Below are 23,584 nucleotides of genomic sequence, written 5' to 3' on the forward strand. Positions count from 1 at the left end.
TGGTATGCCAAAGAGTAGTTGTTACCAAAAGGTCAGTGATGTTTTCACGGATAGAGTACTTTCATGCTCAAAGTATACGAAGCTTCTCGATGTTGTAAAGCTAATGCGGACACATAATGTTAGCGCTATTTTTGTATTAGAAGAACAGCATATTTGTGGTATTTGGACTGAAGCAGATTGCATCAAACTAGACTTTACAAATAACAATATTCAGCATATTGAGATACACAGTGAGATGTCGAGCCCTGTGTTAAGTATTTCGCTATCACAATTATTGAGCGATGCTGCGATTACTTTTCATCAACATAATGTTCGTCATCTACTTGTAATAGATGATAGTAAGTCACCTTGTGGCGTTATTAGTATCAGTGATATTGTTCGCAATCAAGGGCTTGATCATTATTTGCAATTTAGGCCAATTGAAGATCAATATCATAAAAATGTATTGATAGTGCCAAGTGATTGCGAATTACACGAAGCCATACATATGATGCGTGAGCGCTGTGAGCAAGTTATTTTAGTGTATAACCAGCAACTCAATGAGCACGGCATTATTACTCAGCGAGATTTGCTGCACTTAATTTTTGCACCCAATAGCCGATCCACATGCTGGCAATTAGCAAGCCGTCCTTTGTACCAAATAAGCTATAAAAGTAGTTTGTTTGATGCCTATCAAGTGATGTTACAAAACAATGTACGTCATTTAGTAGTAAACGACAGACAGGGAATTAAAGGGGTGCTTACCCTTGAGCATCTTATTAATGAAATAGAAAGCGCGTATTGTAGTGAGCTTGAAAAAGTACTTAAGCAGCGTGATATGGCGCTACAGCACTCACAACGTAATCTGTATTTAGCCAATAAAATCATTGATGCATCATTAGATGGAATTATGATCACTCATCAAAATGGGGAGATAATTCAAGTTAATCCGGCTTTTACCTCGCTTACAGGTTATAAAGAAGAAGATGTCATCGGTCAGACCCCACGTATATTAAGCTCTGGGCAGCATGCTAAAAATTTCTATATAAAAATGTGGCAATCGCTTGCTGACAAAGGAGTGTGGCAAGGAGAGATCTGTAATCGTAAGAAAAATGGTGATACGTATGTTGAGTGGCTAACCATAATTAAAATACGCGAGCCGAGTAGTAATGACATCGTCTATGCAGCAATATTTAGTGATATAACTGAACGTAAAAACGCAGAAGATAAAATTGTACAGCTTGCTTACTTTGATGAGCTCACAGGTTTACCTAATCGGCGTTTATTTAATGACAGATTAAGCATGGCATTAGCTGCTGCACATCGTAGTAACGACATGCTCGCGGTGATGTTTATTGATCTTGACCGCTTTAAAGAAATTAACGATAGCTTAGGTCACAGTGCCGGTGATGTGCTACTAAAATTAGTTGCTAAACGAGTACAAAGTGTTTTACGCGAAGGCGATACTTTAGCGCGTCTAGGTGGCGATGAATTTGTGGTGTTGTGCGAGATTGAAGATGTTAGCGCAGTGATTAGTTTTGCTGAGCAAACCTTAAATAAATTAAACGCTCCTTTTCAGCTTGAAGGGGTTGAAGTAGGCGCAACAGCATCAATTGGTGCTGCGATTTACCCTGACGATGGACTCGATAGTGAAACTTTACTAAAACATGCTGATATTGCCATGTATCGCTCTAAAGAAGTAGGTAGAAACTCATTTCAGTTATTTAAACCATCGATGAATGCACGCTCTTTAGAGCGCTTGGCTATGATGAGCCGGTTTCAATATGCGCTCGAAAATGATGAATTTGAACTATATTTTCAGCCAAAACAGTGTTTAAGAAGTAAAGCTATTAAAGGTGTTGAAGCACTCTTACGTTGGCAAGACCCCGTACTTGGCATAATATCGCCTGCACAGTTTATTCCATTAGCGGAAGAACTCGGTCTAATAGTAAAGCTGGATCTCTGGGTACTCAACAAGGCTGGTATGCAACTGACTCTATGGCAACAGCAAGGAATAACTGCTGGTCGGTTGGCAATTAACATCTCAGCCTGTCATCTTAGCCAGGGCAAGTTATCGAGCAGTGTTCAGCAGATGCTGCAACGCTATAACTTACCAGGTTACTGCTTGGAAATAGAGTTAACTGAAAGTAGTTTTATTAGCTCGTTTAGTCAGGCGAAAAGAGAGTTATGGCAACTTAAAAAAATGGGCGTGCATATTGCGCTTGATGATTTTGGTACTGGTTATTCTGCGTTGAGTTATCTTACAAAATTGCCCATTGATACGCTAAAAATAGATGTCAGTTTTATTGCTAAAGTTCCCGATGAGTATGGTAATAGTGAAGTGGTTGCTGCGATCGTTGCAATGGCAAATAGCCTCAACTTAGATGTTATTGCTGAAGGAGTAGAAAAGTCTTCTCAGTATCATTATTTGTTGGAGTTAGGATGCCAACTGATCCAAGGCTATTACTATTGCCGCCCGTTAACGCAGCGGCAATGGTTTGATTTTTATCAGCTTCAAAATCAACCGACGGTGATATCGTAAGAAGTAAATTTACGGATGTTGATAACGCCAGTATCAAAAATTAAATACTGGCCTTTAATACCGTTTAAAATACCGCTTACAACGAGCTCTTTATCAAAGTTAAAAGAACTGATTTTGGTTGGATAGGCAGTAACTGGAAACTCAAGTTCAACCACTTCTTCATCAAGTTGTTCTATCGCTGTAGCACCAAATAGCTCTGCCAGTTCATTTAGTTTGTCAGCAATTTGTGGAATAAGCTCTGCCGCAGCCGCTTTTAAATCAAGGACATCGCTTTGTCCTTTGAGCATATTACGCCAATTGGTTTTATCGGCAATAAATTGTGCTAAGGCAACCTCAACTAGCCCTGATTGTAAGCGCGTTTGGACTTTGAATATTGGCAGTGCTTGCGTCGCGCCTTGGTCAATCCAGCGGGTTGGAATTTGTGTATGCCGGGTGATCCCCACTTTCAGCCCTGACGTATTCGCAAGATAGACATAATGTGGGATCATACAGTTTTCTTCGCCCCACTGTGGCTCACGGCAAGTACCTTGATCAAAGTGACATGTTTCAGGTTTCATAATACACATATCGCAGCTAGCAAGCTTACGCATACATACAAAACAGTGACCTTGTGAGTAACTTTTTTTGGTCTTTTTACCGCAGCTAGAGCATACAATAGCACCATTAAAAGTCAGTGTAAGTTGCTTGCCAATATAGGCATTAAGATCGACTAACTCATCACCCACAGGCAAATGATACTGAATTGGTTGTGTTAGCGATGATTTTAATTTTTTGATTGTGCCTTGCATCTTTACGCCCCTAAAGATGATAAAAAGAGGATTCTATCAGTAATCCTTTCGCATGTGACAATTTTACTTAATTAGCTTGTTTATTTTCAGCTAACCAGAGCAAATAATCATCTACAGCAATGGCTTTGGAGTAGTAGTAACCTTGTGCGTAGTCTGCGCCCATAGTGTGTAAAAGTTGTTGTGTTGTTACATCTTCAACTCCCTCGACGGTGACTTTTAAACCCAAACTATGCGCCATTTCTATCGCAGCTTTAACAATTACTCTATTAGCACTGTGAGAAGGGAGGCCAATAATAAATGACTTATCTATTTTTAAGGTCGAAAAGTTGTAGCTAACAAAACAATTTAGTGACGAATAGCCAGTACCAAAATCATCTAAAATTACTTCAATACCAAGGCGTGTTAATTGTTCAACTAAGTTAATCATTTGCTGTTGGTTTGTAATTAAAGCTGATTCAGTAAGTTCAAATTTAAGTTGTTTAGCAGGAACGTTATGTTTGAGTAAAGTGTTCTCAATTTTCTCAATTAAATTATGGATCATTAAGTTTTTAGCACTTAAATTAATACTTACTTTATGCTTAAAAAAACCTGCGTGATTAAACTTTGCGATATCTTGGCAAGCCTGATCCAGCACCCATAATGTAAGTTCATTGATAAGACCAGTGCGTTCAGCTAGTAGGATTAAAGCCTCAATATTGATTTGCTCATAAGGTGCATTAGGCCAGCGTAATAAGGCTTCACTGCCAACCGCTTGGCCTGTGCGTAAATCTATTTGTGGCTGATGATAAATAGTTAACAAGTTCCTTTTTAAGGCATTTTGAAATGCAGCTGCTAAGCTAATGTTCATAGTGACAGGCATTACTTTTGAGCGGTTGTTTGGATAGCTTGTTTGTGGCACTTCAGTTAGCGAAAAATAGCCATTTTGCAACCATGTATCAAAGCCACTATCACGCTCTAGAATACAATAACCCATTGCGTAGTTTAACTGTAAATTAAACCCTTGCACCGGATGGTATTTAGGTAAGCTTTTACGGATTTTAGTTAATTTATCATGCAGTGATTGTACACTTTGAGTTTTAATTGAAATGAATGCCAGCACACCGTTGCTTAAGTCGGCTATTCGCGGACAAGTAACGATATTGCTCTCTAAATTGATAAACTCACGCTCTTTATTCAGTTGCAGCTCAAGGGATTTGGCTATTGCAACAACAAGCTGACTGCTTTGCGTTTGATTTAAAATATGACTGAGTGAATAAAAATCGGTAATTTTAATTAAGCATAAGCTCGCTGTGCGCTGTTTGAGTTGTAAACTCATATAGGCTTGTTTTAGCATGGCACTGTTTAATAATTTGGTTTGCTCTGTATGAGTGGCGTGATACAGCGCTTTTTCTCGTTGATAGCGTACTCTATCAGCAAGTGCCATAGCCATTAATACCACCTCACATAGTATTGCAACCAAAAATGCGTGGCGAATAGCAAAGCTGTAAGGTAATACGCCAGTTAATTCAAGAGGTTGAATCGCTGCGCCAATAATAAGTGGTATCCACGAAATAACATAGAACTTGGCCCATCGAAAGCCACTACGTAATTTGCTGTAAATCATAATAATACATACGATGTACAACAATACCAACACAACAAAAAATATCGGTGCTGCAATATTTTCAGCTATGAAAAAACAACTTATACCTAGAAGAAACATTAAAAACATTAAATATATACTGAGCTTAAAACGCCAGCATTGCTCTTTATGGTAACGCAAAAACATGGTGCAGAATGCCAAGGTAAATAAAGCAATTGCATAGTTGCTAGCAACAATATATTTTTGAAAAAACAGCTGCCAACTTAGCGGCCAAAGATAAAAACCAAAGCCAAGTACGCCACCCATTAAAATTATGGCACTAATAATGTAACCAATATAAATTAAGTACACGCGATCTTTAATACCAAAAAAGAGTACTAAGTTATAGAGTGCCGCCATAATAAGTACTCCCACAAAGATCCCCCAAATAGCGGTTTGTGAGCGGATTAAATCTTGAAACTCTGCTTCGCCATATAAATTGATAGGGGTTTTGCTTATGCCAGTTGTATCAATTTTCAGTAGTAGCTTTTGTTTACTCTGCGCAGAAATTGTAAGATCAATATGCGGCACGCTGTATTGAAAAAGAGAGAGTTCAGATTCCAAATCACCAAGTCGAGTGGTCGTTATAATATTATTGTGACTATCTAGGTGATAAGCAGTTAAATGATCAACCATTGGATTATCAAAATGAGCGACAATATGTTCTTTTTCTTGGCTACGATTATCAAGATCGACTAGTAACCAGTAATTACGTGGCGTGAAGTTCCAATCGATATGCTGAAAAGGTTTTGCTGTAAAGCTATTTAGGTTGTCTAAAATCTGCTGAGTATGCAGATTTTTTGTATCATCAATGAGATAACTTTGGGATAAATATATGGGAGTGGTTTTGTCGATTGTATATCTAGTGGGCGTGACTAAATGACTTGCGAAATTAGCAATTACATAGAACAAGAAAAGTAGTATTAAAACGGCAATAAAGCGATAGCGAAGATGGTTATTTTTCAATTGTCAGCGTTCTTTTTTAGCCCTTAGAATTAGTGTAGCACTAAAAAGCGCAGATAAACTGCGCTATTTTATTAAATAGCAACTGGTTATACCAATGAGCTATTTTTCGCGAGCAATAGCACGATACGCAATATCTGTACGGTATTCCATACCTTGCCAACTAATTTCATCAACCAGTTGATAGGCACGTTGTTGCGCTGCGGTTACTGTATTACCTAGTGCCGTTGCACATAATACTCGGCCACCGGCAGTCACTACGTTATCGCCAGCTTGCTTAGTACCTGCGTGGAAGACTTTTTCGCCTTCAGGGTAGTTTACTTTCAGGCCGCTGATTGCATCGCCTTTCGGATAGCTATCAGGGTAACCTTTCGCAGCAAGAACAACCCCTACCGCAGCGCGAGGGTCAAACTCAATGGTGGTTTTATCAAGTTCAACACGATTAGCGGCCTCAATCAACTCAACCAAATCTGATTGCAGACGTAGCATCATAGGTTGTGTTTCTGGGTCGCCAAAACGACAGTTATATTCGATAACTTTAGGCGTGCCATCTGCATCAATCATTAAACCAGCATAGAGGAAGCCAGTGTAAGGATGGCCTTCGCTTGCCATGCCTTCTACCGTTGGGGTGATCACTTCGTTCATAATACGCTGGTGGATTTCGTCAGTAACGACAGGTGCTGGTGAGTACGCCCCCATACCGCCAGTGTTTGGACCTTGATCGCCGTTATAAGCGCGTTTGTGGTCTTGGCTAGTTGCAAACGGTAATACGTTTTTACCATCAACCATCACGATAAATGAGGCTTCTTCACCTTCTAAGAACTCTTCGATTACCACGCGGCTGCCTGCTTCACCAAAAGCGTTACCAGCGAGCATATCGCGAATAGCATCCTCAGCTTCAACGTCGGTCATGGCAACAATAACGCCTTTACCAGCCGCTAAACCGTCCGCTTTAATAACAATCGGCGCGCCTTTTTCCTTTAAATAAGCAAGCGCGGGGTCAATTTGCTCAAAGGTTTGGTAATCACCCGTTGGGATTTTGTGACGTGCTAAAAAATCTTTTGTGAATGATTTAGAGCCTTCAAGTTGTGCAGCGCCTGCCGTTGGGCCAAAAATAGCTAAGCCGTGTTCACGAAACTTATCTACTACACCCAGTACGAGTGGAATTTCAGGGCCAACAATGGTTAGCTCAACGTTATTTTGTTGTGCAAAGGCGAGTAGGGCGTCTAAATCTTCTACTTTAATCTCTACATTCTCAAGCTTTGGCTCAAGTGCAGTACCTGCATTACCTGGGGCAACAAATACAGTGTTTACTTTGGTGTTTTGAGCAGCCTTAAACGCAAGTGCGTGTTCGCGGCCGCCGCTGCCAATGACTAATACATTCATGGCGAATATCCTATTTAAAGCGGTTTTTTAAATTTCAGCGTCATACGGTCGCTTTCACCAATAGCTTTATATTTAGCGGCATCTTGCTCGCCAAGTCTAAGGCTCGGTGGAAGGGTCCATACACCTTTAGGGTGATCGGCTGTATCAAGAGAGTTTGCATTTATGTCACTGCTTGCTGCAAGTTTAAAGCCTGCTTGTTTAGCAAGTTCGACTACCACGCTTTGCTTCATATAACCTGATGACTTTTGCATTTCATCAGCTTGTGTTTCAGGTAGGCGATGTTCAACCACACCTAAAGTGCCACCTGGTTTAAGTGCTTTGTAAAAAGACTTAAAAGCATTAGCTGCGGCATCTTTATCTTTGCTCATATACCAGTTATGTACATTACGGAACGTTAACACCATGTCTGCGCTGCCCGCAGGTGCAATGTCTAAATGTGTTGAAGGGGCAAATTCAGTGATTTTTACTTTACTGAATCGCTCATCTTCGGCGACTTTCTTTTTAAAGCCAGCGAGTGAACGTTGATAATAGCCAACTGATGAATCTGCTGGAAAGTGTGCAGCATAATAGGTGCCTTGCTCTTTCAGTGCTGGCGCTAAAATTTCACTGTACCAGCCGCCGCCAGGCGCAATCTCAACCACTGTCATTGTTGGCTTTAGGCCAAAAAACTCGAGCGTTTCTACTGGGTGGCGGTATTGGTCGCGTTCACTGCTGCGCTCGCTTGATTTAACGGCTTGAGCAACCGCTGAACTTTGGCCATGATCATGGGCAAGTACCAGCGTTGAGCTCATTGCAAGGGTAGCAACCAGTAGTGTTTTTAGTGCAAATTTCATCGTCTGTTCCTTCATATTATAATTTTATAGAGGTTATAGAATAAGCAGAATACGTGAATTTATAGCAAACAAAAAGAGCTAACTAATGTAGTTAGCTCTTTGCGTGATTAGTGGCGGAAGTGACGCATGCCAGTAAACACCATTGCCATGCCAGCTTCGTCAGCAGCGGCGATAACTTCTTCATCGCGCATTGAACCACCGGGTTGAATTACTGCAGTAATACCAGCCTCCGCAGCTGCATCAATACCATCACGGAATGGAAAGAACGCATCAGATGCCATTACTGAACCTTTCACTTCAAGGTTTTCATCAGCAGCTTTAATACCAGCAATTTTAGCTGAGTAAACACGACTCATTTGGCCTGCACCTACACCAATGGTCATACCGTCACGGGCATAAACAATGGCGTTTGATTTTACAAACTTAGCCACTTTCCAGCAAAATAATAAGTCTTTAAGCTCTTGCTCAGTAGGTTGGCGCTTAGATACAACTTTTAAGTCGCCTTGCGTAACCATACCTAAATCGCGGTCTTGAATTAATACGCCGCCATTTACACGTTTAATGTCGTGGCCTGTGCCTTTAGCAGAGAACTCACCACATTCTAATAAACGTACATTTTGCTTGGCAGAGACGATTTGTGCTGCTGCTTCAGATACTTTAGGCGCAATGATCACTTCAACGAATTGACGTGACACAATCGCTTCAGCGGTGTCTGCATCAAGCTCTTGGTTAAAGGCAATAATGCCACCAAAGGCTGATGTAGGATCTGTTTTGAATGCACGGTCATAGGCTTCAAGAATATTTTCACCGATTGACACGCCACAAGGATTAGCATGTTTAACAATAACACAGGCTGGTACATCAAATTCTTTCACACATTCAAGAGCTGCATCTGTATCAGCAATATTATTGAAAGAAAGTGCTTTACCTTGCAGTTGTACGGCAGTTGCAACAGACGCTTCTTGAACGTCGTTTTCAACATAGAAAGCCGCGTCTTGGTGTGAATTTTCACCGTAGCGCATATCTTGCTTTTTAGTAAATTGCATATTGATAGTGCGTGGGAATTTAGTTTCCTCAGCTGCTTCATCGGTGTAGTCAGCAACCATTCTACCGAAGTAGTTAGCAATCATGCCATCGTACTGTGCGGTGTGCTCGTAAGCAGCAATGGCAAGATCAAAACGTGTTTTGTATGTAGTTGAACCATTGTTGCTTTGCATTTCGCTGATCACGCGGTCGTAATCTTTGGCGTTTACTACAATAGTCACGTCTTTGTGGTTTTTAGCCGCAGCACGCACCATCGTTGGGCCGCCGATATCAATGTTCTCAATGGCATCTTCAAGGCTGCAGTTTTCTTGAGCGACTGTATTCGCAAAGGGGTATAAGTTAACTACAACGATATCGATAGCTGAGATGTTATGAGCGTCCATTACATCTTCATCTTGACCACGACGCGCTAAAATGCCGCCATGAATTTTTGGGTGAAGAGTTTTTACGCGACCATCCATGATCTCAGGGTGACCTGTGTGGTCAGATACTTCAGTGACTTTAATGCCGTTATCAGCAAGTAATTTACAAGTACCGCCAGTTGATAAGATGTCTACGCCTTGTGATTCAAGAGCGCGAGCAAATTCAACAATCCCGGTTTTATCTGACACACTTAGTAGTGCGCGACGAATTGGACGATGTGTATCCATTATAGTTTGATTACCTCAGTGTTTGAGCTAGCTTAGAAAGGCGTTATTTTAACTGAATATCGCTTAAAAAACGATGTTTAAAGAATGAGGATTATGCAATTAGATGCTTTTTTGAGGATTTTTAAAGATATAAAAAAAGCACCCGAAGGTGCTTTCTTATTTAAAATAACGTGGTTATTTTAAATTTTTATACTAGTTGTAATGGATTAGTAAGCAATTATAACGATAGAAAAATATGTCAATAACAAGGAAAAAATTTTGTAGTGTAGTTATTCTACATAAGAAATTTTTAACGTAGTTAGGGACGTATTTAGCTTCATTAGAATGATTACGGTTCCCTTATAACAGGTATTAGTTCATGCCGTATTTCTTAAGCTTCTTACGTAAAGTACCACGGTTGATACCTAATAAGATTGCCGCACGTGTTTGGTTACCACGTGTATAAGTCATTACTTCTTCAAGTAATGGCGCTTCTAGCTCTGAAAGAACAAGGTCGTAAACGTCTTGCACATCTTGACCGTTAAGCTGTTTTAAATAATGATGAACAGCTTTTTTCACTGCATCACGCAATGGCTGCGGTTTCTCGTGTGACTGAACATGAGGGTTAGTGATAAATGGAGAAGTCACGTTTTGTTCGAACATTGTTTATATCTCTTTCTTTCTTAGTTAGCTGCTAGTGTTATAAAGTATTGCTCTAAAGCCTCGATTTGTGCCTGTGGATTCTCGAGGACATTAAATACTCGCCTAAACTGACCATCACTGTCATGGGTTTGCAAATACCAAGATACATGTTTTCGAGCGATACGCGCTCCCATTGGCTCACCGTAAAACGCATGAAGGTTCACTAAGTGTTCCATCAAAATACCGCGTACTTCCTCAATGGGAGGTACTGGTAAATGTTCACCGGTTCGCAAATAGTGGTCTATCTCCCTAAATATCCAAGGGCGACCTTGGGCGGCTCGACCAATCATAATGGCATCTGCACCCGTATAGTCCAAAACCTGTTTTGCTTTTTCGGGTGATGTAATATCACCATTAGCAACCACAGGTATCGACACTGAACGTTTTATATCCCTAATCGTGGCGTATTCAGCTTCACCTTTGTACATACATGCGCGTGTACGCCCATGTACGGCCAATGAAGCTATGCCATAACGTTCAGCTATTCTCGCAATCTCTACACCGTTACGGTTATCCTGATCCCATCCTGTACGGATTTTCAGTGTTACAGGTACATCAACAGCGCTAACCACCGCATCTATAATCTCTTCCACTAAACCAGGAAACTGCAAAAGGGCGGAGCCTGCGAGTTTCTTGTTCACTTTCTTAGCTGGGCACCCCATATTAATATCTATGATCTGTGCACCATTACTTACATTGAATTGTGCAGCCTGAGCCATGAGCTCAGGATCAGCTCCTGCGATTTGCACTGAACGTATTCCCGATTCACCGCTATGATCCATACGGTTCATCGATTTTTCGGTTTTCCATACCAAAGGATTTGACGATAGCATTTCAGATACAGCTAGCCCCGCACCTAAGCGGCGACAAAGTTGTCTAAATGGTCTGTCTGTAATTCCCGCCATTGGCGCTACAATTACATTGTTCTCTAATTGATATGTTCCGATACGCACTGTATTCAATAGGCCTCTTTTCAAGGGGCGCTAAGTTTACGGTTTTTTTGTCAAAAATCAAAGGCTATAAATTGAACAAAAGTGACTTTTTTTTGACTTTTGCATATTGACATTTGATAACAGTTTGACGAATGGCTTTATTTGTGTGAATTTTATACAGAACTAATTTGCGGTAAGAAAACCATTCGCTTTTGTTGTGTGTAAATAATAGGTAAAGCCTGTTAATTGCAGGCTTTACATGAAGGTTTTACGTTAATACTCTAAACTGTGGATACCAGTAAATTAAGCTTTTTTTATACCACTTACACGTGTCCATTCACCTTCAACAGCAATATCATCAAGGGCTAAAAAGGGTGCATAAACATCAGCTACTGACTGTGCTTGCTCTTCTAAAATCCCTGACATGGCAATTTTACCATCTGGTTTTAACAAGCCTAATATAACACTGTGTAATTCACGCAGTGGCGCCGCTAAAATATTGGCCACCACGATATCAGCAGTAAATTCAGGTTGATTTTCTGGCAGGTATACTTCGAGTTTATCGGCAACGCCGTTGCGCTGCGCATTATCTAAACTTGCTTCAAGGGCTTGAGGGTCAATATCGATACCTATCATGCGCTCAGCGCCAAGTTTGATTGCTGCAATGCCTAAAATGCCTGATCCACAACCAAAGTCGACCACAGTTTTACCAGTTAAATCTTGGCTTTCAAGCCATTTTAAACACAGTGCCGTAGTGGCATGAGTGCCAGTACCAAACGCAAGGCCAGGATCGAGTAACACATTGACGGCATCAGGATCGGGAATGTCACGCCAGCTTGGACAGATCCACAGCTTTTCACCAAACTGAATAGGGTGGAAGTTATCCATCCATTCTCTTTCCCAATCTTTATCTTCAAGCTGCTCTATTTTGTACACTAAGGTGTCTTTTAGCTCGTCATGGCGCTTTAATAAAGCAACGACTGCATTCATATCATGATTAGCTTCAAATAGACCAATCACAGTAGTATCAGCCCAAAACACCACAGTGCCGATTTTTGGTTCGTAAATAGGGGTGTCTTTAGCATCAATAAAGGTAACAGACGCACTGCCTGCCTCCATTAATAAGTCGCTTACTGCATCAGCGGTTGCAGCGTTGGCATTGATACGGATTTGGATCCAAGCCATGATTATTTCCTTGAAATAGAAAAAAGGCCGCTACAGCGGCCTTTTAGGTTATTACATGTATTAGTTGCTAATTACTTAGCATCTAAGAAGCTTTTCAGTAAGTCTGAACGTGATGGGTGGCGTAATTTACGCAGTGCCTTCGCTTCGATTTGACGAATACGCTCACGCGTTACGTCAAACTGCTTACCTACTTCTTCTAGGGTATGGTCGGTATTCATATCGATACCAAAACGCATACGCAATACTTTTGCTTCACGGGCAGTTAAGCCAGCAAGCACATCGTTGGTAGCACCGCGAAGAGATTCCATTGTTGCCGAGTCGATTGGCGAATCAATAGTCGTATCTTCGATAAAGTCACCTAAGTGCGAGTCTTCATCATCACCGATTGGTGTTTCCATTGAAATTGGCTCTTTAGCAATCTTAAGTACCTTACGGATTTTATCCTCAGGCATCATCATGCGCTCTGCTAATTCTTCTGGATTTGGCTCACGACCCATTTCTTGCAGCATTTGACGAGAAATACGATTAAGTTTGTTAATCGTTTCAATCATATGCACCGGAATACGGATTGTACGCGCTTGGTCGGCGATAGAGCGGGTGATTGCTTGGCGGATCCACCAAGTAGCATAAGTTGAGAACTTATAACCACGGCGATATTCAAACTTATCAACAGCTTTCATCAAACCAATGTTACCTTCTTGGATTAAGTCCAAGAACTGTAAGCCACGGTTGGTGTATTTTTTAGCAATTGAAATCACAAGACGTAAGTTCGCTTCAACCATCTCTTTTTTCGCACGGCGCGCTTTTGCTTCACCAATGCTCATACGACGGTTGATGTCTTTAATACGCTCAATGCTTAAACCTGTGCTTTCTTCGATTACACATAGCTTATTAATACAGCGGATGATTTCTGGTTTGATTTCTTCTAATTTTGCAGAATGTTTTTCATTCGCAGCAATCTCAAGATCAATCCATGCAGCATCAGTTTCATTATTAGCAAAGTGCTTAACAAAAGTTTTCTTCGGTAACTTAGCGATTTGTACAGCTTGTTTCATGACGATACGTTCTTGAACACGAACTCTGTCCATCATTTCACGCATGTTGTTAACCATACGATCAAACTGTTTCGGCACTAGTTTAAAGGTTTTAAACAGCTCACCAATCTCAAAAATCGCAGCTTGCGATTCTGGATGTGAACGGCCTTTACTATCAAACGTGTCGCGTGCTTTATTGTAAAGATCACGAAGGTTTTCAAAGTGTACACGAGCCTCTTCAGGATCTGGGCCCGTATCTACTTCTTCTTCGTCTTCGTCATCGCTATCAGTATCATCGTCATCTTCGTCATCAAGCTCTTTTTCGCTTAATTCAGAACCGATATGAGTAGCAGAGATTGGCGCAGCATCTTCATTAGGATCGAAGAAACCAGAGATAATGTCGCTTAAGCGCATTTCTTCGGCTTCAAATTTATCCCATTGTTCAAGTAGGTATGTAATTGCTTCAGGGTATTCTGCAACCGATATTTGTACCTGGTTGATCCCTTCTTCAATACGCTTCGCGATAACAATTTCGCCTTCACGGGTAAGCAATTCAACAGTACCCATTTCACGCATGTACATACGAACCGGATCCGTTGTACGGCCGATTTCTTTATCTACAGTAGCAAGCGCAGCGGCTGCAGCTTCTGCTGCGTCTTCATCTGTTGTCGTTTCTTGCATCATCAATTCATCGGCATCAGGCGCGTTTTCGCTAACCTTGATACCCATATCATTGATCATACTAATGATATCTTCTACTTGATCTGAATCGATAATATCTTGTGGAAGGTGATCATTAACTTCTGCAAAAGTTAAGTAACCTTGCTCTTTACCTTTTTGAATCAGAAGTTTTAATTGTGACTGAGGAGTTGGATCCATAGAGATTGTTTCTTCCACTCTGATAAGTTGATACAACAGGCGCCAGCTTGCTTATTTATTAAGCCAAGCTAAGTATAATTTGACGCAGTGAATAGCACAGTATAACAGCATAATTCATTTTTGACTAGCTGTTAGTGCCTTTTTGACCCTTTTAACGCTTGAGTAAGGGCTAAACATTCTAGTCTTTCTTCATTCGTAAGTCCTTGGGTCTTGTCTTTTATTAATAAGGTCTCGAGTCGATAATTTAAACACTGATCTTCAATAAATCTGAAAGTATTTTTAAATTCGTCCTCTAAGCGGTCCTCATTGATCTCATGACGCCAAGTCGCGAGTTTAATGAGCGCCTCGTACTCGGGGGTTTCTCTAAATGATTCAAGTAATTGCGCTGTAGTAATGTCACTTTTTTGTAAAGCGCAATGTTGCAACTTAATAAGTAAGGCGATACCGGCAATATTCATTTGTGCTAAATCAGCTAAATAAGGCACTGAATTGGCTAATTTGGGGTGTTGAATTAGTAACCCAATTGCGCGACGCATTGGTGTAACTTTAAATTTTCGCTCAATCGCATGCTGCTGCTTAGGTGTTTTTAAGCGATTGTTTAGCTGTTCTTTAGTGCGGCCTATTAATCGACCTAAGTGCTCTAATAAGTTTTCTTGATAAAACTGACTAGGGATTTTCTCAATTAATGGAAGCACTGCACTAAGAAGCTTAGCTTTACCTGCATCGGTAGTTAAATCAATCTCTTGGCTGAGTTTATTAAACAGTACTTTAGTAAAATCATCGGCCTGAGATAAACGTAGTTCAAACGCTTCTTTGCCTTCTTTTTGAACTAATGAATCAGGATCTTCACCGTCTGGCAAAAACACAAACAGCAGCGCTTTACCATCATTTAAATAAGGCAGGGCATTTTCGAGTGCACGCCAAGCGGCATCTCGGCCAGCGCGGTCACCATCATAACAACAAATTACTCGCTCTGTGGTTCTAAACAATGTATGCATGTGCTCAGTGGTGGTGGCAGTACCAAGCGCAGCTACCGCATATTCAATACCTTGCTCGCTCAGTGCTACAACATCCATGTAGCCTTCAACTATGAGTACATGGTCAAGCTTTTTATGCGCTTGTTTTGCTTCATATAATCCATATAGTTCAAAGCCTTTATGGAAGATACGGGTTTCTGGCGAGTTTAAATATTTAGGCCCTTGATCCGCTTGCATCACACGGCCGCCAAAGGCAATAACACGACCACGCTTATCGCGAATAGGGAACATTAAGCGATCACGAAAGAAGTCAAATTGGCGGCCTGGGGTTTTTTCTGAGGCCAGCTTTAGCTCAACTAATTGCTCTTTTTGTTCTTTATTGCGGCCAAGTTGTTGGCAAAGGCCTTCCCATTCACTGGGGGCATAACCAATCATAAACTTTTTAACTGTTTCGCCACTTAGGCCTCGGCCTTTTACATAGTCTATTACGGTTGCTGAATTAGCATGATGTTTTAACTGGTGTTGATAAAAACGCGCACTATGGAGCATTAAATCGTAATCTGAGCGTTTTTGTTCTGCGGTTCGCTCTGGACCATTACTGGTTCCTTGCTCGCGTGGAACATCGAGATTTAGGATACTTGCAAGTTCTTCAATGGCATCAACAAATTCAAGCTTGTCGTATTCCATAACAAATGAAATAGCGTTGCCGTTCGCACCACAACCAAAGCAATGATAAAACTGTTTGTCTTGAGATACGGTAAATGATGGGGATTTTTCGTTATGAAAAGGGCAACAGGCTTGGTAATCTTTGCCCGCTTTTTTTAAGCCAACTTTGGAGTCAATTAGCTCAACAATATCGGTTCTGGCAAGTAAATCATCTATAAAATTACGTGGGATCTTTCCAGCCATTAGTAAAGTGTAGTCCTGAGATAAATAGAAAATAAGGTGAACGAAATATCAGATAATTTAGTTCTACAATTTAGATTTGAACACAAATGCTATTTTTATTAAAGCGAAAAACGAAGAAACCGAGCACATGGCTCGGTTTGCTTAAATCATACATCTGTATGTGGGAGTATTAGGCTGTTAATCGTTGCTTAATTAAACCAGAGATTTTACCTAAATCGGCGCGACCCTCAGCTTTGCTTTTGATTATACCCATTACTTTACCCATATCTTGCATACCTGCTGCGTTAGTATCAGCAATAGCCGCATCAATAAGAGCTATGATTTCTTCTTCACTCAATTGTTGAGGTAAGAATTCTTCAAGAGCTGTGATCTCATTGGCTTCAATTTCGGCTAAATCTTCACGGCCAGCATCAGTATACTGAGTGTAAGAATCACGGCGTTGTTTAACAAGCTTCACTAATACTGCGGTAATACCGTCATCATCAAGTGTTATTTGCTCGTCAATTTCACGCTGCTTGATTGCAGCAAGCACCATACGAATTGGGTTAAGACGAGACTTGTCTTTCGCTCGCATCGCATCTTTTTGCGCATCTTTTAGCTTTATTAAAAGGCTCATTTATACAAGACCAATACTGATCAATATAATTTAACGCGACGTGCGTTATCGCGAGAAAGCTTCTTCATGTGACGCTTAACCGCTGCAGCTTTTTTACGCTTACGCTCAGCTGTTGGCTTTTCATAGTGCTCGCGACGACGAACTTCTGAAAGGATACCTGCTTTTTCACATGAACGCTTGAAGCGACGAAGTGCTACGTCAAACGGTTCGTTCTCTCTTACTTTAATTACTGGCATTAAAAATTCACCTACCTAAATAATGAGCGTTGCTCAAGTTGATCAAACAATGATCAAGTGGTTCAAAAATGGTGCAGTATTGTAATCCGAAGCCGCACCACATGTAAAGGATAAATATTGTCTGCTCCAAGTGGAAACATAAAATATTTCTATGTTACTAATTTTACTGTAGTTCATAGAGGCGGCAAAATACTTGTCCCGCCACTTTTTCTTTTAATAACAGCCAATTGCTAGGTGTTTGTAACGCGCTCATCTCGCTTTCTACTTCAACATAAATGAGGGCATTTTTACTGAGCCAGGCATTTTCAGTAAGTAAGTCACAGCATTTTTGGGCTAAACCTTGGCGAAAAGGTGGATCAATAAACACTAAACTATACTGCTGTTGTTGCGAGTTTTTGCTTAAATGCAGCAAACTATCAGTACAAACAACCTCAGCATTAGTGAGCTTTAAGGTATTTATATTGGTTTTTAATTGTGATGCTGCGAGTTTGTCCATCTCTAAAAAACAGGCTGAGTGAGCAAATCGCGACAGCGCTTCAAAGCCTAATCCACCAGAACCTGCAAAACAATCGAGTACGTTAGCATCGCGAGTATCTTGCATTAACCAGTTAAATACCGTTTCTTTGATACGATCTGTGGTTGGACGAAGACCTTGTACATCTTTTACAGGTAATTTACGGCCACGAAATTGCCCGCTGATGATCCTAATAACACCATCGTTGGCTTTATTACTCATTTGTTTTTGTGGTGATTTATTTCTCATTTAGCTCACTAAAAAATGGTATCTAGAATCCAGCTCAGATAATATTGCAATCATATAGTAGCGTGTCATTTTTCAACTGCGCTAAAAGTGTTACTATGAGCATCTTAGACAATATGTTGTGGTTATTAGCGGCTGTGCTTTTTAAAGCAATGCAGCTAATACACAAAGTATTACCGTTAGTTTATCAGATTTTTATAAGTGGTTATTAGCAAGTATGGCAAAAAAAAATAAATTCCTGTCTTGGTTCGGTTTTGGTAAGTCAGATAAAAACCAACAAGTAGAGCAGACCGCCCAAGAGGCCGATAACCAACAAGCGGAAGTTGAGCGCTTAGAACAACAGCGTATTGTTGCAGAGCAAGCGGAAGCAGAGCGCTTAGAACAACAGCGCATTGCTGCAGAGCAAGCGGAAGCAGAGCGTTTAGAACAACAGCGTATTGTTGCAGAGCAAGCGGAAGCAGAGCGCTTAGAACAACAGCGCATTGCTGCAGAGCAAGCGGAAGCAGAGCGCTTAGAACAACAGCGCATTGTTGCAGAGCAAGCGGAAGCAGAGCGTTTAGAACAACAGCGCATTGCTGCAGAGCAAGCGGAAGCAGAGCGCTTAGAACAACAGCGCATTGCTGCAGAGCAAGCGGAAGCAGAGCGCTTAGAACAACAGCGCATTGCTGCAGAGCAAGCGGAAGCAGAGCGTGTAGAGCAACAACGAATTGCTGCAGATGAGGCGGAAGCTGAGCGCGCAGAACAACAGCGTATTGCTGCAGAGCAAGCTGAGGCACGTGATGCTGAACGCCAAGCTATCACAGATGCTGAATTAGCAGCAACAGAACAAGCAGAACAACAACGCCGCGATGAAGCCGCTCGTTTAGTACAGCAAGAAGAAGCAATGCTTTTAGAGCAAGAACGTATTGCAGCAGAACAGGCCGAAGCTGAGCGTTTAGAGCAAGCGCGTATTGCAGCAGAACAGGCCGAAGCTGAGCGTTTAGAGCAAGCGCGTATTGCAGCAGAGCAGGCCGAAGCTGAGCGTTTAGAGCAAGCGCGTATTGCAGCAGAGCAAGCCGAAGTTGAACGTGTAGAACAAGCGCGTATTGCAGCAGAGCAGGCCGAAGCTGAGCGTTTAGAACAAGAGCGTATCGCAGCAGATCAAGCCGAAGCTGAGCGCGTAGAACAAGTGCGTATTGCTGCCGAGCAAGCAGAAGCCGAACGTGTAGAACAACAACGTATTGCTGCCGAAGAGGCGGAAGCTGAGCGTTTAGAGCAAGAGCGATTAACAGCCGAGCTTGCCATAGAGGAAGCAAAAAAAGCTGAAAAACCTAAGAAAGAAGGGTTCTTTGCTCGTCTTAAAAAAGGTTTATTAAAAACCAAAGTAAACTTAGGTTCTGGCTTTGCATCGATTTTCACTGGTAAGAAAATTGATGATGAATTATTTGAAGATCTTGAAACTCAGCTATTAACAGCCGACTTAGGCGTTGATACCACCATGAAGCTAATCGATAGTTTGACGGATGCGGCTAACCGCAAACAGTTAAAAGATGGTGATGCATTATATGAGCTAATGAAGCAAGAAATGGCGGCAATGCTTAAAACGGCAGAACAGCCATTAGAAATTCCTGCTGATAAAAAACCATTTGTTATTTTAATGGTGGGGGTTAACGGAGTTGGTAAAACAACGACCATTGGTAAACTTGCTAAGCAATTTCAGGATCAAGGTAAATCAGTGATGTTAGCGGCGGGTGATACATTCCGTGCAGCTGCGGTTGAGCAATTACAAGTATGGGGTGAGCGTAATAAAATCCCTGTAATAGCACAACATACCGGTGCCGACAGTGCCTCTGTAGTATTTGACGCATTTCAAGCTGCAAAAGCACGTAATGTAGATGTATTAATTGCAGATACAGCTGGGCGCTTGCAAAATAAAGATAACCTAATGCAAGAGCTTGAAAAAATAGCCCGAGTGATGAAAAAAATTGACCCCGATGCACCACACGAAGTGATGCTGACTATTGACGCCGGCACAGGGCAAAATGCTATTAGCCAAGTGAACTTATTTAATCAATGTGTTGGTCTTACTGGGATCACCATGTCTAAGTTAGATGGAACAGCCAAAGGTGGGGTTATTTTCGCGGTGGCCGATAAGTTTAACATTCCGATCCGCTATATTGGTGTAGGCGAAGGCATTGAAGATTTACGCGCATTTAATAGTAATGACTTCATTGACGCGCTATTTAGCCAAGATGAGGACGAAGTTTAAATTTCAAGAGGGAGCTTGCTCCCTTTTCAGCTGCGGATGATTGATAACTAAAATGATAAACTTTCAGCAAGTCAGTAAAACATATCCCGGTGGTCATCGAGCGCTGGAAAAAGTTAATTTTCATGTGAAACCAGGTGAACTCGCTTTTCTAACTGGCCACAGTGGCGCAGGTAAAAGCACCTTGCTTAAACTCATTAGCTTAATGGAGCGCCCATCTGCGGGTCATGTGTTTATTAATGGCGTTGATTTAAATGCAGTAAAATCGCGGCAAATTCCTTATGTCCGCCGTGATATTGGCATCATATTTCAAAACCACCGTTTATTAGAGCGCCACACTATCTTTGATAATGTTGCTTTGCCGCTTATTATTGAAGGTACGCATCATAAGCAAGTTGAAAAACGTGTGCATGGCGCACTTGATAAAGTTGGCTTGCTAGATAAAGTAAAATGCCACCCTTCAACGCTCTCTGGTGGAGAACAACAGCGAGTTGGGATTGCCAGGGCAATTGTAAACTCACCACCATTATTACTTGCCGATGAGCCAACGGGTAACTTAGATCCTGAGCTTTCTATGGATATCTTACGGTTGTTTGAAGAGTTTAATAATCATGGTACTACAGTGCTTATTGCTACCCATGATTTAGGGCTGATCTCGCGAATGAAATATCGTAGCTTAACTTTAAAAGATGGCCGTATGAGTCAAGATCCATTGGCAGAGGCAACACTATGAGCTTGTTATTTAAAGGTCGAAAAAGCCAAAATGAGCGTGTCAAAAAATCACTGTTTGCAGCTGGCTATTTTTTTGTGCTGAATATCTTTCGCCAAGGCGTACATAGTTTAGGTGAAATGTGGCGCACACCCATGGCATCGATGATGACTATTGCGGTACTAGGCTTGAGTTTAACTTTGCCGGCAACTTTGTATTTAGTGGTTAAAAATGTACAACAAGTAAGCAGTGGCTTTGAAGAAGCGGCAGAAATTTCATTATTTGTTAAAGAATCGATGAGTGAGCAAGAAACGCAAACGTTAGTAAAACGCTTAGCGCTGTATCCTGAAATAGACAAGGTTAGCTTTATCTCAAAGCAAAAAGCACTCATTGAATTTAAACAAGTATCAGGATTTGGCCAAGCACTTGACTATTTAGACGCAAACCCATTACCCGATGTGGTGATTGTTACGCCGACTTCTCGCCATCGTCAGCCAAACGCCGCGCAAGCGTTGTTAAAAAAGCTTGAAGCAGAGCGTGAAGTCGATTTTGGTAAATTAGATATTGCCTGGCTTGAGCGCTTAAATGCATTATTAAGCCTGTTAAAAGAAAGCGTGATCACCATCGCGTTGTTATTACTGACTTCGGTGACTTTGATCATAGGCAACACTATTCGCTTATCAATTATGGATAAGAAAGAAGAGATCCAAGTGATGAAGCTCGTTGGTGCAACCAATACCTTTATTCATGCGCCATTTTTATGGACCGGCATTTGGTATGGCATTGTTGGTGGTTTGTTTGCTTTTATATGTGTGGCCCTCATGATGTGGTGGCTTGGATCTGCAGTCACACAAGTCGCTGGAGTGTATCAAACTAACTTTAATTTAATCGGCTTAAGCTTAGGCGAGTTTGGTGCGTTAGTACTGCTTGCAACCAGCTTAGGGTTTGTTGGCTCCTACTTATCTGTTAATCGTTATATAAAAGAAATCGAACCCGATAAAGTGTAACAATTATTGTTTATAATCATTGATTAAGTTGGTTGTGGTGAATTACTTTCTCATAACCAACTGACCGCAAAGCTAGAATTCATCGCTTATTCAGGCGCTTAAAGTAGAATAAAAAACACTAAAAAATCACTTGCTTCAATCGAAAAAAAGTTTTACATTGAAGTTAGCACTCTAAGTAAAAGAGTGCTAAGATGGTTTCAAATGTTTATCACTGAGGTGAAAAATGAGTAAAGATTTATACGCAATGGCACTCACAGTTGGACAGCAAAGCGCAAGTATGGATGGCTACCTTCAAGCGGTAAGCACAATACCTATGCTTGGTGCTGAGCAAGAAAAAGAGTTGGCAACCCGCTTACAGGAAGATGGCGATCTTAACGCTGCAAAGCAACTCATTATGTCTCACCTACGGTTTGTGGCGCATATAGCTAAAGGTTATTCAGGTTACGGCTTACCGCAAGCTGACTTGATCCAAGAAGGCAATATCGGCCTGATGAAAGCAGTAAAACGTTTTGACCCATCAGTGGGTGTACGTTTGGTTTCATTTGCAGTGCATTGGATAAAAGCCGAAATACACGAATTCGTACTAAAAAATTGGCGTATCGTAAAAGTTGCGACCACTAAAGCGCAACGTAAATTGTTCTTCAATCTTCGTAAAAACAAAAAACGTTTAGGTTGGTTTAACCAAGCTGAAGTTGCTACTGTAGCGAATGAGCTAGGAGTGAGTGAAAAAGAAGTTCGTGAAATGGAATCGCGCATGAGCGGCCAAGACATGGGCTTTGACTTAACCGGTGACGACAGCGATGATGCACCAACCAGTACTTATTCACCTGTGCAATATTTAACTGATGGCAGTAATGACCTTGCTGAAGAAGTTGAACAACAGCAATGGCAAGAACAGTCACATACCCGTTTATTTAGTGCGTTAAAAACTCTAGATGAACGTTCGCAAGACATTGTTAGTGCTCGTTGGTTATCAGACGACAAAGCAACACTGCAAGAGCTGGCTGAAAAATACAGCGTATCTGCAGAGCGTGTTCGTCAGCTTGAAAAAACAGCGATGAAAAAGCTACAAACAGCAATGAGCTAATTCAGCTTAGCAAAAATACTAAAAGCCCTGCATGAAGATGCAGGGCTTTTGCGTTTAGTGAGCTATAAGTGATAAGTCATAAGTGACAAAAAGCAAGACGACCAATCTACATTGATACTAGTATTGCAAGCGCTGAGATTGATGGAAAAACGTTACTACTAAAAATTAATGAAGCAGATAAAAAGTTGACTAGAAAAACCCTGTTAAACCCTTCACAGCCGATGCCCGAAGGGTTCTGCCTAGGGGTAATTAACTCTTTGTTACTTACATGGATGTAAGTAAGGTGCGTGAGCAGGACGCGGAAGCTTTGCTCGGCTTTTACTTAGCCCACTAGGTTACAAACCTCGCGCCGCGATTAAATTGCCCCTAGTTTGAACAAATATTAATCCGCAAAGGTCAATAGATCCTCGGTGTTGCAATTATTTAAATGAAAATATACGTGTAGTGTTTATGTGCTGTTATTTATTTACATTAGCTTTGTTTTTAATTTAAGTTTTACATTGAGTTAATGGTGGTTCTTT

Annotated in this window: 18 protein-coding genes; 5 read left to right on the forward strand and 13 right to left on the reverse strand. The window is 41.2% G+C overall.

Annotation, left to right across the window (positions count from 1 at the left end):
• The first annotated feature begins 4 nt into the window (after positions 1–4).
• Positions 5–2,521, forward strand: coding sequence for an EAL domain-containing protein (locus tag J7338_RS16565; RefSeq protein WP_210798072.1), 2,517 nt, complete (start codon positions 5–7; stop codon positions 2,519–2,521).
• Here the strand turns inward: J7338_RS16565 and J7338_RS16570 are convergent.
• The 13 genes from J7338_RS16570 to rsmD form a co-directional block, all read right to left on the reverse strand.
• Positions 2,500–3,309, reverse strand: a complete 810-nt coding sequence (locus J7338_RS16570; protein ID WP_210798073.1) for a DUF2797 domain-containing protein — start codon at positions 3,307–3,309, stop codon at positions 2,500–2,502. The two genes, J7338_RS16565 and J7338_RS16570, sit on opposite strands and share 22 nt — an antisense overlap.
• Before the next feature lie 67 nt (positions 3,310–3,376).
• Positions 3,377–5,896 (reverse strand): EAL domain-containing protein, encoded by a 2,520-nt coding sequence (locus tag J7338_RS16575; protein WP_210798074.1) that lies wholly within the window; start codon positions 5,894–5,896, stop codon positions 3,377–3,379.
• A 99-nt stretch (positions 5,897–5,995) separates the two neighbouring features.
• Entirely contained in the window at positions 5,996–7,279 is a 1,284-nt protein-coding gene (gene purD, locus J7338_RS16580) for a phosphoribosylamine--glycine ligase (protein WP_210798075.1), read from the reverse strand.
• 14 nt (positions 7,280–7,293) lie between these two features.
• The gene (locus tag J7338_RS16585; RefSeq protein WP_210798076.1) at positions 7,294–8,112 is read right to left on the reverse strand and encodes a class I SAM-dependent methyltransferase; all 819 of its coding nucleotides are present in this window, start codon (positions 8,110–8,112) and stop codon (positions 7,294–7,296) included.
• 107 nt (positions 8,113–8,219) lie between these two features.
• Entirely contained in the window at positions 8,220–9,806 is a 1,587-nt protein-coding gene (gene purH, locus J7338_RS16590) for a bifunctional phosphoribosylaminoimidazolecarboxamide formyltransferase/IMP cyclohydrolase (RefSeq protein ID WP_210798077.1), read from the reverse strand.
• Between the two features lie 351 nt (positions 9,807–10,157).
• Positions 10,158–10,448 carry a DNA-binding transcriptional regulator Fis gene (gene fis, locus J7338_RS16595; RefSeq protein WP_002957804.1) on the reverse strand — a complete coding sequence of 97 codons (291 nt, stop codon included), beginning with the start codon at positions 10,446–10,448 and terminating at the stop codon, positions 10,158–10,160.
• Positions 10,449–10,468: 20 nt separating this feature from the next.
• On the reverse strand, positions 10,469–11,440 hold the full coding sequence (gene dusB, locus J7338_RS16600; RefSeq protein WP_210798090.1) for a tRNA dihydrouridine synthase DusB: 972 nt from the start codon (positions 11,438–11,440) through the stop codon (positions 10,469–10,471).
• A 282-nt stretch (positions 11,441–11,722) separates the two neighbouring features.
• Positions 11,723–12,604, reverse strand: a complete 882-nt coding sequence (gene prmA, locus J7338_RS16605; RefSeq protein WP_210798078.1) for a 50S ribosomal protein L11 methyltransferase — start codon at positions 12,602–12,604, stop codon at positions 11,723–11,725.
• A gap of 71 nt (positions 12,605–12,675) precedes the next feature.
• Positions 12,676–14,517 (reverse strand): RNA polymerase sigma factor RpoD, encoded by a 1,842-nt coding sequence (gene rpoD / locus J7338_RS16610; protein ID WP_145234798.1) that lies wholly within the window; start codon positions 14,515–14,517, stop codon positions 12,676–12,678.
• Positions 14,518–14,648: 131 nt separating this feature from the next.
• A complete protein-coding gene (gene dnaG / locus J7338_RS16615; protein WP_210798079.1) occupies positions 14,649–16,403 on the reverse strand; it encodes a DNA primase in 1,755 nt (584 codons plus the stop codon).
• A gap of 169 nt (positions 16,404–16,572) precedes the next feature.
• Positions 16,573–17,019 carry a GatB/YqeY domain-containing protein gene (locus J7338_RS16620; protein ID WP_145234803.1) on the reverse strand — a complete coding sequence of 149 codons (447 nt, stop codon included), beginning with the start codon at positions 17,017–17,019 and terminating at the stop codon, positions 16,573–16,575.
• A gap of 20 nt (positions 17,020–17,039) precedes the next feature.
• Positions 17,040–17,255 (reverse strand): 30S ribosomal protein S21, encoded by a 216-nt coding sequence (gene rpsU / locus J7338_RS16625; RefSeq protein WP_002957797.1) that lies wholly within the window; start codon positions 17,253–17,255, stop codon positions 17,040–17,042.
• A 163-nt stretch (positions 17,256–17,418) separates the two neighbouring features.
• Entirely contained in the window at positions 17,419–18,018 is a 600-nt protein-coding gene (gene rsmD, locus J7338_RS16630) for a 16S rRNA (guanine(966)-N(2))-methyltransferase RsmD (RefSeq protein ID WP_210798080.1), read from the reverse strand.
• A 214-nt stretch (positions 18,019–18,232) separates the two neighbouring features.
• On the opposite strand from rsmD, the gene ftsY reads away from it, so the two are divergent.
• From ftsY to rpoH, 4 genes are all read left to right on the forward strand, one after another.
• On the forward strand, positions 18,233–20,263 hold the full coding sequence (gene ftsY, locus J7338_RS16635) for a signal recognition particle-docking protein FtsY (protein ID WP_210798081.1): 2,031 nt from the start codon (positions 18,233–18,235) through the stop codon (positions 20,261–20,263).
• Between the two features lie 52 nt (positions 20,264–20,315).
• Complete coding sequence (gene ftsE, locus J7338_RS16640) at positions 20,316–20,993, forward strand: cell division ATP-binding protein FtsE (RefSeq protein WP_210798082.1); 678 nt, start codon at positions 20,316–20,318, stop codon at positions 20,991–20,993.
• Complete coding sequence (gene ftsX / locus J7338_RS16645; protein WP_210798083.1) at positions 20,990–21,976, forward strand: permease-like cell division protein FtsX; 987 nt, start codon at positions 20,990–20,992, stop codon at positions 21,974–21,976. Before ftsE ends, ftsX begins: the two co-directional genes overlap by 4 nt.
• Positions 21,977–22,199: 223 nt before the next feature.
• Positions 22,200–23,063, forward strand: coding sequence for an RNA polymerase sigma factor RpoH (rpoH, locus tag J7338_RS16650; RefSeq protein WP_169020506.1), 864 nt, complete (start codon positions 22,200–22,202; stop codon positions 23,061–23,063).
• Positions 23,064–23,584: the final 521 nt, after the last annotated feature.

Origin of the sequence: Pseudoalteromonas ostreae, assembly GCF_018069805.1 — a bacterium.
Taxonomy (GTDB): Bacteria; Pseudomonadota; Gammaproteobacteria; order Enterobacterales; family Alteromonadaceae; genus Pseudoalteromonas; species Pseudoalteromonas ostreae.

What these genes read in the sequence shown, in the direction of transcription:
- fis (WP_002957804.1), bottom strand. Translation starts at nt 10,448, where the DNA reads ATGTTCGAACAAAACGTGACTTCTCCATTTATCACTAACCCTCATGTT.
- rsmD (WP_210798080.1), bottom strand. Translation starts at nt 18,018, where the DNA reads ATGAGAAATAAATCACCACAAAAACAAATGAGTAATAAAGCCAACGAT.
- rpoD (WP_145234798.1), bottom strand. Translation starts at nt 14,517, where the DNA reads ATGGATCCAACTCCTCAGTCACAATTAAAACTTCTGATTCAAAAAGGT.
- ftsE (WP_210798082.1), top strand. Translation starts at nt 20,316, where the DNA reads ATGATAAACTTTCAGCAAGTCAGTAAAACATATCCCGGTGGTCATCGA.
- rpsU (WP_002957797.1), bottom strand. Translation starts at nt 17,255, where the DNA reads ATGCCAGTAATTAAAGTAAGAGAGAACGAACCGTTTGACGTAGCACTT.
- dnaG (WP_210798079.1), bottom strand. Translation starts at nt 16,403, where the DNA reads ATGGCTGGAAAGATCCCACGTAATTTTATAGATGATTTACTTGCCAGA.
- purH (WP_210798077.1), bottom strand. Translation starts at nt 9,806, where the DNA reads ATGGATACACATCGTCCAATTCGTCGCGCACTACTAAGTGTGTCAGAT.
- J7338_RS16585 (WP_210798076.1), bottom strand. Translation starts at nt 8,112, where the DNA reads ATGAAATTTGCACTAAAAACACTACTGGTTGCTACCCTTGCAATGAGC.
- ftsX (WP_210798083.1), top strand. Translation starts at nt 20,990, where the DNA reads ATGAGCTTGTTATTTAAAGGTCGAAAAAGCCAAAATGAGCGTGTCAAA.
- rpoH (WP_169020506.1), top strand. Translation starts at nt 22,200, where the DNA reads ATGAGTAAAGATTTATACGCAATGGCACTCACAGTTGGACAGCAAAGC.
- J7338_RS16570 (WP_210798073.1), bottom strand. Translation starts at nt 3,309, where the DNA reads ATGCAAGGCACAATCAAAAAATTAAAATCATCGCTAACACAACCAATT.
- ftsY (WP_210798081.1), top strand. Translation starts at nt 18,233, where the DNA reads ATGGCAAAAAAAAATAAATTCCTGTCTTGGTTCGGTTTTGGTAAGTCA.
- J7338_RS16565 (WP_210798072.1), top strand. Translation starts at nt 5, where the DNA reads ATGCCAAAGAGTAGTTGTTACCAAAAGGTCAGTGATGTTTTCACGGAT.
- J7338_RS16620 (WP_145234803.1), bottom strand. Translation starts at nt 17,019, where the DNA reads ATGAGCCTTTTAATAAAGCTAAAAGATGCGCAAAAAGATGCGATGCGA.
- prmA (WP_210798078.1), bottom strand. Translation starts at nt 12,604, where the DNA reads ATGGCTTGGATCCAAATCCGTATCAATGCCAACGCTGCAACCGCTGAT.
- purD (WP_210798075.1), bottom strand. Translation starts at nt 7,279, where the DNA reads ATGAATGTATTAGTCATTGGCAGCGGCGGCCGCGAACACGCACTTGCG.